The sequence below is a fragment of the Vibrio hangzhouensis genome (assembly GCF_900107935.1).
Taxonomy (GTDB): Bacteria; Pseudomonadota; Gammaproteobacteria; order Enterobacterales; family Vibrionaceae; genus Vibrio; species Vibrio hangzhouensis.
The window spans coordinates 39,453-50,097 of sequence record NZ_FNVG01000028.1; the positions used below are offsets into that span (position 1 = coordinate 39,453).

The 10,645-nt window shown below is 47.1% G+C and carries 11 protein-coding genes; 4 read left to right on the forward strand and 7 right to left on the reverse strand.

Going from position 1 to position 10,645, the window contains the following annotated elements; translation table 11 throughout:
- Window positions 1-166: 166 nt before the first annotated feature.
- The gene (locus tag C4S60_RS20145; protein WP_103882091.1) at window positions 167-2,035 is read right to left on the reverse strand and encodes a polysaccharide biosynthesis protein; all 1,869 of its coding nucleotides are present in this window, start codon (window positions 2,033-2,035) and stop codon (window positions 167-169) included.
- Between the two features lie 222 nt (window positions 2,036-2,257).
- Here C4S60_RS20145 and C4S60_RS20150 point away from each other — a divergent pair, with 222 nt between their 5' ends.
- The 3 genes from C4S60_RS20150 (at window position 2,258) to C4S60_RS20160 (ending at window position 5,026) form a co-directional block, all read left to right on the forward strand.
- Window positions 2,258-3,202: a UDP-glucose 4-epimerase family protein gene (locus C4S60_RS20150; protein WP_103882092.1), complete on the forward strand. Its 945-nt coding sequence runs from the start codon at window positions 2,258-2,260 to the stop codon at window positions 3,200-3,202.
- Entirely contained in the window at window positions 3,199-3,759 is a 561-nt protein-coding gene (locus C4S60_RS20155) for a sugar transferase (protein WP_103882093.1), read from the forward strand. Before C4S60_RS20150 ends, C4S60_RS20155 begins: the two co-directional genes overlap by 4 nt.
- Window positions 3,760-3,859: 100 nt before the next feature.
- Window positions 3,860-5,026, forward strand: a complete 1,167-nt coding sequence (locus C4S60_RS20160; protein WP_103882094.1) for a nucleotide sugar dehydrogenase — start codon at window positions 3,860-3,862, stop codon at window positions 5,024-5,026.
- A 13-nt stretch (window positions 5,027-5,039) separates the two neighbouring features.
- On the opposite strand, the gene C4S60_RS20165 is transcribed toward C4S60_RS20160, so the two are convergent.
- From C4S60_RS20165 to C4S60_RS20175, 3 genes are all read right to left on the reverse strand, one after another.
- Window positions 5,040-5,237 carry a hypothetical protein gene (locus tag C4S60_RS20165; RefSeq protein ID WP_103882095.1) on the reverse strand — a complete coding sequence of 66 codons (198 nt, stop codon included), beginning with the start codon at window positions 5,235-5,237 and terminating at the stop codon, window positions 5,040-5,042.
- A gap of 505 nt (window positions 5,238-5,742) precedes the next feature.
- Window positions 5,743-6,258: a ribonuclease E activity regulator RraA gene (gene rraA, locus C4S60_RS20170; protein ID WP_103882096.1), complete on the reverse strand. Its 516-nt coding sequence runs from the start codon at window positions 6,256-6,258 to the stop codon at window positions 5,743-5,745.
- Between the two features lie 80 nt (window positions 6,259-6,338).
- Entirely contained in the window at window positions 6,339-7,256 is a 918-nt protein-coding gene (locus C4S60_RS20175; protein ID WP_103882097.1) for a 1,4-dihydroxy-2-naphthoate polyprenyltransferase, read from the reverse strand.
- Between the two features lie 184 nt (window positions 7,257-7,440).
- On the opposite strand from C4S60_RS20175, the gene C4S60_RS20180 reads away from it, so the two are divergent.
- Window positions 7,441-7,731, forward strand: coding sequence for a GIY-YIG nuclease family protein (locus C4S60_RS20180; RefSeq protein WP_103882098.1), 291 nt, complete (start codon window positions 7,441-7,443; stop codon window positions 7,729-7,731).
- A 534-nt stretch (window positions 7,732-8,265) separates the two neighbouring features.
- On the opposite strand, the gene hslU is transcribed toward C4S60_RS20180, so the two are convergent.
- The 3 genes from hslU to C4S60_RS20195 all read right to left on the reverse strand — a co-directional run.
- Window positions 8,266-9,600 (reverse strand): HslU--HslV peptidase ATPase subunit, encoded by a 1,335-nt coding sequence (hslU, locus tag C4S60_RS20185; RefSeq protein WP_103882099.1) that lies wholly within the window; start codon window positions 9,598-9,600, stop codon window positions 8,266-8,268.
- Window positions 9,601-9,649: 49 nt separating this feature from the next.
- Window positions 9,650-10,183, reverse strand: a complete 534-nt coding sequence (hslV, locus tag C4S60_RS20190; RefSeq protein WP_103882100.1) for an ATP-dependent protease subunit HslV — start codon at window positions 10,181-10,183, stop codon at window positions 9,650-9,652.
- Between the two features lie 258 nt (window positions 10,184-10,441).
- Window positions 10,442-10,645, reverse strand: a 204-nt coding sequence (locus tag C4S60_RS20195) for an SPOR domain-containing protein (protein ID WP_208623290.1), incomplete at its 5' end; no start/stop codon positions are given.

A 10,645-nucleotide genomic window follows, 5' to 3' on the forward strand; every position in this document is an offset into this window, starting at 1 on the left:
AGAACATCCTGTATATAACCAATTAACTCTTGAAGCTACCACTAGGTCAATGGAGACAGTGAAGATTTCTATAAGTGGCCCATCTTTAAATAGGAGTGTTCGCAGAAGCCCCATTAGCTTCTGTTAACCCTTTCTAGTTGTAAGATATGAATTTTCTGCATTTCTCTTAGCTAGGTGAATAATTAGTCGGCGCATCTAATAGGATGCGTATGATACATTCTTCATCAAAATTATGACAGCAAGTATCAAGCTCGGATAAGAGCGGTTCCATATGGATCCAGGTCAGCATCTCTTCCTTGGCCGTCATGATTTTTTTGTGGCCACTGCCTTCGACGTTATCGCCAATTAATAGCTCTTCATAAAGTTTTTCTCCAGGCCGCAAGCCGGTAAACTTTATGGTAATGTCGCCTTCCTGACCACATTCATCAATGTGCTCTCTCATGCCCATCAAGTGTATCATCCGTTTGGCAAGATCCAGAATTCTCACCGGCTCTCCCATGTCTAGGACAAATACTTGCCCATTATGACCCATAGCGCCCGCTTGAATAACTAATTGTGCCGCTTCTGGAATCAACATAAAGTAACGAATGATATCTGGGTGGGTTACCGTAACAGGGCCACCTTTGCGAATCTGTTGTTTGAACAGTGGTACAACAGACCCGGATGAGCCTAGTACATTGCCAAAACGGACCATGGTGAAGGTAGTATCATGCTGTTTGTCAGCAAGTGCTTGTAGGACCAACTCCGCCATGCGTTTTGTTGCCCCCATCACATTGGTTGGTCTAACGGCTTTATCCGTGGAGATCAGCGTGAAGTTTTGTACGTTACAGTTAATTGCTGCTTGAGCGCAATATAGAGTGCCAAATACGTTGTTACGCACCCCTTCAACGATGTTGCTTTCAACCAGTGGCACGTGCTTATAGGCTGCGGCATGAAAAACAGTATTGACGTCGTGAGCAATCATCGTTTTTTCCAGGCGATTCTGACGTTGAACCGAACCTAATACCGGAGTGATAACGACATCGAGGTTGAGTCTTTCTTTAATGGCAGAAAGCTCTTGATCAATTTTGTATAAGTTATATTCATTAAGCTCAAAGATAACCAGTGACTTCGGTTTTAAGCGCAGGATTTGACGGCAAAGTTCTGAGCCGATGGAGCCTCCGGCTCCGGTCACCATTACGCTTTCCCCTTTGATATTTTTCGCCATGAGCGCCATGTCAGGCTCTACGGCTTCCCGCCCCAATAAGTCGGCAATGTCCAGCTCTTTTACTTCGGTTGATTCTGCTTTACCTAGTGCGATGTCCTCCACCGACGGTACCGATAATATCTCTACAGGCCAATGTGACAGCTTTTCTAGTAATCTTAGTCTTTCACCTTTGGAAATATTGTTGACCGCAAGCAGTACTTTTTTGGGGCGATAGAGATTACTCAGCTCTTGAAACTCAGAACTTGGGTAAACGCGTATGCCAAAAAAGATCTGTCCGATTTTTACAGGATCGTCGTCAAGAATCGCAACGGGATGGTATTCTTCGCCCTGGATCAATGCGTAAGCAAGATCTCTACCCGCTGATCCTGCCCCATAAATAAAGACATTGGCCTTTTTTCGTTTGTACAGCTGGTAGTACACCGAACGAATGAATACTCTAGGCATGCCTAGGGTCAGTATAGCCAGCCCAGCATAAATAAACGGAACACTACGTGGAATAAAGGTATGAAAGAAGAAGCCAGTTAAAGCCAGAGTGATAGCAGAAATAAATACTGCGAGAAAAATGTGGCTTAATGCGGGCAACATCATGTAGCGCAGCACCGCACGATACATGCCTAGTTTGATAAAGCAGCCAATGGTTACAACGATAGTACTCAGTAGAGTGAGTATTTCTCGGAATTCTAAGTCAAACGTGTATTCATTCAGACGTAAAGCGATCGCAAGATACAAAGAAAAAGCGATAGCGACCACATCGTATGTGATTGTTATTGCTCGCTTTAGTCTTCTGTCCGCAGAAAGAAGAAAAGTAAAGGGAGTGTGAGATAGCATGGGGACCCTAGAAGCAACTGAGTTTATGGTTTTTAGTTTTTTTTTGATTTTACCTTGTGTTGACTGGGCTGGCTAGTTTTGTCGCAGCAGGTGATGTTATAGGGCTACAGAATTCATGAGATGACTCACAGACACAATGGGATAGAGTTAAAGAATTGGCAGCTTTTACTTGTGTTTTTTTGCATAATAGAGCCCGAAATAGGCGCAAAAATCGAGAGATAAGTGAAAAAAGTAGCAGTAACAGGGACAACAGGATTTTTGGGTAAGGCGTTGGTTCACTTACTGACTGAAAATCAGCAGGTTGAAGTGATCTCAATGTGCAGAAATGTCTCACATTCGTCAGAGATGAAATTGGATCTTTCGAGTCATTTTGATGTAGCGCAAGAGCTTCATCAGAGACAGGTTGACGTCGTGATCCACTGTGCTGCGCGTGCTCATATATTAGATGACGATGCCAAAAGCCCGTTAGAGGAATATCGCAAAGTCAATACCTCAGCCACTATTGAGTTGGCAAAGCAGGCTGTAGCCGCTGGAGTAAAACGCTTTATCTTTATCAGTAGTGCGAAAGTGAATGGTGAGGTGAGTGCGGCGAGTCATCCACTGAGCGAAACCGTCTTAGAAGCGCCAACAGACCCCTATGCCTTAAGTAAGTACGAAGCGGAATTAGCACTTACCCAAATCGCTAACGAGTCGGGCATGGAAGTGGTGATTATCCGACCTCCACTGGTATACGGGCCAGAGGTTAAAGCCAACTTTGCGGCTTTGATGAAGCTGAGTCGTCTGGGGCTACCTTTGCCCTTCGGAGCCATAAACAACAAGCGCTCGCTTATTTCGCTAGACAACTTGTGTGACGTGATCAGTCTCTGTATCACTCACCCTGCAGCGGCAAATCAAACGTTTTTAGTTTCCGACGACGAAGATGCGTCTACCACTCAATTGTTAACAGAGTTAATAAAGGCATATGGGGCTCGAACTCTATTAGTGCCCATTCCGGTGGCGTTTCTAAAAATCTTGCTAAAAATCGTGGGTAAACCAATGATAGCGGAACGCCTATTTGGCAACCTTCAGTTTGATATTCGCCATATAAAACAAACCCTGAATTGGGCTCCTCCTTATTCTTTTGAACAGGGTATTGCAAAAACGGTAAAGGACAGTAAGAAAAAATGAACTCACCTCTAGTCAGACTTATCGATATCACTTTAGCCATTGTTGGTTTGTGTCTGCTTTGGCCAGTGATGGCTATAGTGTATGTAGTGGGAAAGTTCGATAGTGACTCTCCCATTTTCAGCCAAACCCGAGTGGGTATACGAGGCAAGGCATTCACTTTATATAAATTTCGTACCATGGCCGTGAGTACAAAGTCAGTGGCGACCCATATGGTCGATGCCCAATCCGTCACTAAACTGGGGGCAATTCTCAGAAAGAGTAAACTGGATGAATTGCCGCAATTGGTGAATGTCCTCAAAGGAGAGATGAGCTTTGTAGGCCCAAGACCGTGTTTGTTTAATCAGGAAGAGCTGATTGAAGAAAGACAAAAGCGAGGGGTGGATACGGTGTTACCTGGAATTACAGGATTGGCTCAGGTGAATGGTATCGACATGTCTGAACCGGGCAAATTGGCTGTGGTTGATGCAAAAATGATAGAGCAGTTCTCCATTGGCCTCTATTTTCGTCTGATTATTGCCACAGCAACAGGTAAGGGCGCGGGTGATAGGATTAGATAGGCTTTTAGAGAGCGACATGACCCTTACACGCTTTTACTTGTTTCAAAAAGCGGCAACCGATACCATTTATCACAGTTAAGCTTAATAAAGAGATAATGCGATGAAAATTGCAGTAGCAGGAACAGGTTACGTAGGCCTATCAAATGCGATGTTGCTGGCTCAGAACCATGAGGTAGTAGCGGTCGATATTAATGCAGAGAAAGTAGAGATGCTGCGCAATGGCCAGTCGCCAATTGTTGACAGCGAAATTGAAGCGTTTCTGAAACGTGACGATCTGAACTTCACGGCAACGCTGGACAAAGAGCTGGCGTACAGTGGTGCGGACTATGTCATTGTTTCCACGCCAACCGACTACGATCCACAGACCAACTACTTTAATACCAGTTCCGTAGAGGCGGTGATTAAGGATGTCATGGCGGTGAACCCGGATGCGGTCATCGTGATTAAGTCGACCATTCCTGTTGGTTACACCGCACGAATTCGTGGAGAGTTAGGCACAGAGAATGTGTTCTTCTCGCCAGAGTTTTTGCGTGAAGGCAGTGCGCTTTATGACAACCTTAACCCTTCTCGCATCATCATTGGTGAGCGCAGTGAGCGTGCCAAAGTGTTTGCTGACTTGCTGGTGGAAGGGGCGCAGAAAGAGAACATCGAGGTATTGTTTACTGACTCAACTGAAGCCGAAGCGGTGAAGCTGTTCTCGAACACATACCTGGCGATGCGTGTAGCCTACTTCAATGAGCTGGACTCTTATGCTGAAGCATTGGGTCTGGATACTCGCCAAATCATTGAAGGCGTGGCGCTTGACCCACGTATCGGTGGTCACTACTGCAACCCATCGTTTGGTTACGGTGGTTATTGCTTACCGAAAGATACCAAACAGCTACTGGCTAACTACCAGGAAGTGCCAAACAATATCATCGGCGCCATTGTGGATGCGAACCGTACACGTAAGGACTTCATTGCTGAGTCCATTTTGAAGCGCAACCCGAAGGTTGTCGGTGTGTATCGTTTGATCATGAAGTCTGGTTCAGATAACTTCCGTGCATCCAGTATTCAGGGCATCATGAAGCGCTTGAAAGCGAAAGGTATTGAAGTCATTGTGTATGAGCCGGTACTGAAAGAAGACCACTTCTTCCATTCACGAGTAATTCGTGATGTAGACGCATTTAAGCAAGAAGCCGATTTGATTATTTCCAACCGTATGTTGCCTGAGTTAGCGGATGTCGCGGATAAGGTATACACGCGAGACCTATTTGGTAACGATTAAACGAAAAGGGCTGTCAATCGACAGCCTTTTTTGTGCCCTCGGCCATACGGTAGTCTTTGTCCCAAAGCGCATCAATAGAGCGCGGTGAAACATGGTGTTTTGGTTTAGTCAGCCACGCGCGGCATGAGATCTCCTTTTTCAAGGAGATGACGGGGGTTTTGTCATCTTCACCCCATCCGTCATCTTCACCCCATCCGTCATCTTCACGCAAGTGAAGATCTATTAAAGCGGGTGACTACCTCAAATAACCACTGAACCTAAAGCGCATCAATAGAGCGCGGTGAAACATGGAGTTTTGTCATCTTCACCCCATCCGTCATCTTCACGCAAGTGAAGATCTATCAAAGCGGGTGGCTACCCTGAGTGAGTCATCGTTTGCACCGCGCACAAAGGCGAGGTGGTAGGGCATGGTGTATGAATTGGATGAGTCATGTGTGGTACGAGATCTCCCAATACCCGTCATCTTCACGAAAGTGAAGATCTCCTAAAGCGAGTGACTACCCTGAGTGACTGCAGCACCCAAAGCGTCCGAACGCGGTGTGGCAAGGTGGTTTGGTTTAGTGAGTCATGCGCGGCATGAGATCTCCTTTTTCAAGGAGATGACGGGCTCTTGGAGACGAAAGAGAATAGGAGACAACAGAGGCTTGAATCGCCACTGCGTTATCCCCTCTACTTCAGGAGGATAACCGCGTGGTGTTACTGGGGAAAAGGTGTAATTACTCTCCCGCTTCTTCTTCATCTTCCTCAAAGCTCACATCCAGTGGCTCTTGAGATAAGATGATTCCGGTATTGTCGGCATAGACATAATCTTCAGGCAAGAAGGTGACACCACCGAAATTGACCGGTACATCCACTTCACCGACATCTGACTGTGCAGCGCCGACAGGAATCGAAGCCAGGGCCTGAATGCCTAAATTCATGTCTTCCAGTTCATCCACTTCTCGGACGCAGCCATAAACAACCAGACCTTCCCATTCGTTGTCTTCAGCTAGCTGAGCTATTTCCGCATCGATGAGGGCTTTACGAAGTGAACCACCGCCGTCGATTAGCAGCACGCGACCCACGCCATCCTGTTCCAGGATTTCACGGATAAGACCGTTATCTTCAAAACATTTTACCGAGGTGACCTGACCTGCAAATGAGGCTCTGCCGCCAAAGTTACTAAACATAGGTTCAACAACGTCTACTTGATCTAAGTAGATATCACATAGGGCTGAAGTACTGTATTCCATGGCGACTCTTCTATGCAGTTTTTCAAAAGGTATGATTCGAGTATATCGGTTGAATAGGTCAATGCAATGACAAGGCTCAATTATGTCATCAGAGTTTGAGCTATAACCACTCCTGAAAACAGGATATTAGTGAACAGTGAGCACTTCACTACTATTGGCATCATAGGAGCGATTTGAGCTGGCTGAGTGGTTTTCCACACGGCTTTACCATGTTTGGCGACCACAATCAGGCTAAAGATAAATGGCAGACTGATCCAAAGAGGCGACTGTTGCAGTGTCAGGTAGAGTGCGAAAGCGATGACGGCACACAGCAGCAGGGAAAAGTGATACACCTTGGCTTTGCGCTCGCCAAGTCTGACCGCGACGGTGCGTTTGCCACAGGCGCTGTCATTTTCAATATCACGCATGTTGTTGACGTTAAGTACCGCAACAGCAAGCAAGCCGCAGCCCACCGCAGGCAGGAACAGTAGTGAGTCTATATGCCCGGTATGCAGAAAGTAGGTGCCGGAAACGCCCAGCAGACCAAAAAAGATAAACACGGAAATATCGCCAAGACCAACGTAACCATAGGGTTTGTTGCCAACTGTGTAGGCGATAGCCGCGACAATAGCCAATACGCCCAAGCCGATGAAGGCCAGAATATTCTGCAGCGAGTCAAGCGCATGCAGAACAAGCCCCAGGCCCGCTAAGATAGTCAGTACAACATTGAGGATAATGGCTTTTCTCATTTCCTGTTGCGAAACTTCACCAGACTGAATAGCACGCATCGGCCCCAGACGGTTGTCGTTGTCCGTCCCTTTTACCGCATCTCCATAGTCGTTCGCCAGATTCGAAAGAATTTGCAGCAAGGTTGCTGTGAGTAGTGCGAGAAGAGCCACACTCCAGGACATCTTGCCAGTAGAAAAGGCCAGAGCACTTCCGGTCACAATTGAGACCAACGCGAGAGGTAAAGTTTTGGGTCTGGCCGCATCGAGCCAGATTCGAACGGATTGATTCATAGTCTGCTTAGCTGTCTTCAGTTTGGTTTAGTATACGGAAAAAAGAGGCTTTGGCTAACCTCGAACCATACCAAGGGAAAAGTTTGAAAAAAGTATGATTGCTTTCAATGTGTGAAGTGCGCTGAAAACTCTTTACTTTTAGGGGATTAGTATGGGTTTTCGTTCCAAGAATAGAGAGTATTCCATGGTAAAAGGCCCTTGCTTATACATCACCACTTCGAGAAATCATAGTGTTATCTACATCGGGGTGACGTCTAATCTTCAACAGCGAATCTGGAAGCATAAACACGGCGTCACGGGTGGTTTTGTCAAGAAGTACAATGTGCACTTGCTAGTACATTTTGAGCAGTTTGACACCATGGAAGCGGCGATCGCCAGAGAAAAGCAGATCAAACACTGGAATCGCCCATGGAAGAATGAATTGGTCACCAGCCACAACCCATACTGGCGAGATCTGAGTTTGGAGCTGTGGTAGGGGGGTATGAGTTGGGAGAGTTATGTGAGGTACTAGGTCTCCCAATACCTGCCGTCTTCACCCTCTCCGCCATATTCACTCCTCCCGTCATCTTCACGCAAGTGAAGATCTCATAAAGCGAATGACTACCCTGATGGGAACTCAGTTTGTACCGCATACAAAGGTGAGGTGCTTTGGTTTAGTGAGCTACGCGCGGTACGAGATCTCCTTTTTCAAGGAGATGACGGCGGTTTTGTCATCTTCACCCCTCCCGTCATCTTCACGCAAGTGAAGATCTCATAAAGCGAGTGACTTCTCTGATAGGGACTCAGTTTGTACCGCATACAAAGGTGAGGTGCTTTGGTTTAGTCAGCCACGCGCGGTAGGAGATCTCCTTTTTCAAGGAGATGACGGGGAGTGGAGATGACGGGGAGTGGAGACGACGTGGTATTGGAGAATCAGGAGCAGTGACTACGCTGATAGGAACTCCATTTGTACCAACCAAAAAACGGTGTTCTTTCGAACACCGCTTCTTATCCATCAAGTCGTTACCGATTAAAGAATAAAACGACTCAAGTCTTCATCTTCAACAAACTCGCCCAGTTTCGCTTTCACGTAGCCAGAGTCGATGACCAGTTTAGAACCTGGTTTGTCGGTGGCTTCGAATGAAATCTCGTCCATCAGGCGCTCCATTACCGTGTGCAGGCGGCGGGCACCGATGTTTTCGGTGGTTTCGTTCACGGTCCAGGCCGCATCTGCGATTTGCTGAATGCCGTCGGTGGTGAATTCGATATCCACCTCTTCGGTTTTCATCAGGGCAATGTATTGCTCGGTCAGTGACGCTTTTGGTTCGGTCAGGATGCGTTTGAAATCATCACTGCTCAGGGCTTCAAGTTCGACACGGATAGGCAGACGACCTTGCAATTCAGGGATCAGATCCGATGGTTTGGCGACCTGGAACGCGCCAGAAGTGATAAACAGGATATGGTCTGTTTTCACCATGCCGTGTTTGGTAGAAACCGTGCTGCCTTCGATCAGTGGTAGTAGGTCGCGCTGAACACCTTCACGAGAGACATCCGGGCCTGACGCTTCGCCACGCTTACAGATCTTGTCAATCTCATCGATGAACACGATGCCGTTGTTTTCAACGTTGTAGATCGCTTGCTCTTTCAGCTCTTCCTGATTAACCAGCTTCGCCGCTTCTTCTTCCGTCAGAGCCTTAAAGGCATCTTTGATTTTCAGCTTACGTTTCTTCTTGGTATCACCACCCAGGTTCTGGAACATGCTTTGCAGCTGGTTGGTCATTTCTTCCATACCAGGAGGCGCCATGATCTCAACCCCCATTTGCGGTGCTGCAGTTTCGATGTCGATTTCTTTATCGTCCAGCTTACCTTCACGTAGCTTCTTACGGAAGATTTGGCGCGTGTTCGATGTGCTCTCGTCTGGTTGCTCGTTCTGGCCCCATGCATCACGTGCTGGTGGCAACAGAGCATCAAGAATGCGTTCTTCGGCTTGCTCTTCCGCGCGGAACTGCACCTTTTCCATCGCTTGTTGATGGGTCATTTTGATCGCCACATCCGTCAGGTCACGAATAATGGTTTCCACTTCTTTACCGACATAACCCACTTCGGTAAATTTGGTCGCTTCGACTTTGATAAAAGGTGCGTTGGCCAGTTTTGCCAGACGACGAGCGATCTCGGTTTTACCCACACCCGTTGGACCAATCATCAGAATGTTTTTTGGTGATACTTCTACGCGCAGACTCTCTTCGAGCTGCATACGACGCCAGCGGTTACGCAGGGCAATCGCCACAGAGCGTTTCGCTTTGTCCTGGCCAATGATATGGCGGTTTAACTCATGAACAATCTCGCGTGGAGTCATCTCAGACATAATAAAAATTCCTTACAAATTTGCAGACACTATTTTTTCTTCTTGGACGTTATTTCTCGTCGGTTTCTAGTTCTTCAATAGTGTGATGGTGGTTAGTGAACACACAGATGTCACCGGCAATCTTAAGTGCTTTCTCGGCGATTTCACGTGCGTCTAAATCGGTGTTTTCCAGCAGTGCAGTGGCTGCAGCCTGGGCAAAGTTGCCGCCAGAGCCAATGGCAATCAGGTCATTTTCTGGCTGAACCACATCGCCATTACCGGTAATGATCAAGGATGCCGTTTCATCGGCCACGGCCAACAGGGCTTCCAGTTTGCGCAGCGCTCGGTCACTACGCCAGTCTTTAGCGAGCTCTACTGCTGCTTTGGTCAGATGACCCTGATGCATTTGCAGTTTGCTTTCAAAGCGCTCGAACAGAGTAAACGCGTCAGCAGTACCGCCAGCGAAACCGGCCAGTACCTGGTTGTTGTACAGTCGACGAACTTTACGGGCATTCCCTTTCATTACGGTGTTGCCCAGTGATACTTGTCCATCACCCGCAATCACGACTTTGTTGTTTCGGCGTACAGATACGATAGTAGTCACGACGTTTGCCTCATTTTGGTTTTAATTTGTGTCTGAAATGGATATGTGGACGAAAGAAAAGGATTTCAAGGGGGAAGAAAAGCGGTTTAAGAGCGGGACTATGGCCCTGTGGCCCTGAGGGGAGATAACGAACAGCGTATTACACTAGATGATTTTGAGGTTCTATGGTTTTGTGGACCATAGAACCATAGAACCATAGAACCATAGAACCATAGAACCATAGAACCATAGAACCATAGAACCATAGAACCATAGAACCTACTGCGCCTCTTTCCAAATCGCACACGGTTCTATTTTGGCTCGTTGCAATTTGTGCTTATCGCGCTCAGCGTCTCGCTTCCATTTGTATGGGCCAAGCACAATACGGAACCAACTGCTGTTCTCTTTCTTGCGAATGGTGCTGGAGATGCCCTGGAAGGCGATATCCAGTTTGCGGGCTTCTGCCTGAGCCAGTGTCTTGTA

Bases quoted from the DNA above. Each gene is read 5' to 3' on its own strand.
- C4S60_RS20145 (WP_103882091.1), bottom strand. From the start codon at position 2,035: ATGCTATCTCACACTCCCTTTACTTTTCTTCTTTCTGCGGACAGAAGA.
- C4S60_RS20155 (WP_103882093.1), top strand. From the start codon at position 3,199: ATGAACTCACCTCTAGTCAGACTTATCGATATCACTTTAGCCATTGTT.
- C4S60_RS20160 (WP_103882094.1), top strand. From the start codon at position 3,860: ATGAAAATTGCAGTAGCAGGAACAGGTTACGTAGGCCTATCAAATGCG.
- rraA (WP_103882096.1), bottom strand. From the start codon at position 6,258: ATGGAATACAGTACTTCAGCCCTATGTGATATCTACTTAGATCAAGTA.
- C4S60_RS20175 (WP_103882097.1), bottom strand. From the start codon at position 7,256: ATGAATCAATCCGTTCGAATCTGGCTCGATGCGGCCAGACCCAAAACT.
- C4S60_RS20180 (WP_103882098.1), top strand. From the start codon at position 7,441: ATGGTAAAAGGCCCTTGCTTATACATCACCACTTCGAGAAATCATAGT.
- hslU (WP_103882099.1), bottom strand. From the start codon at position 9,600: ATGTCTGAGATGACTCCACGCGAGATTGTTCATGAGTTAAACCGCCAT.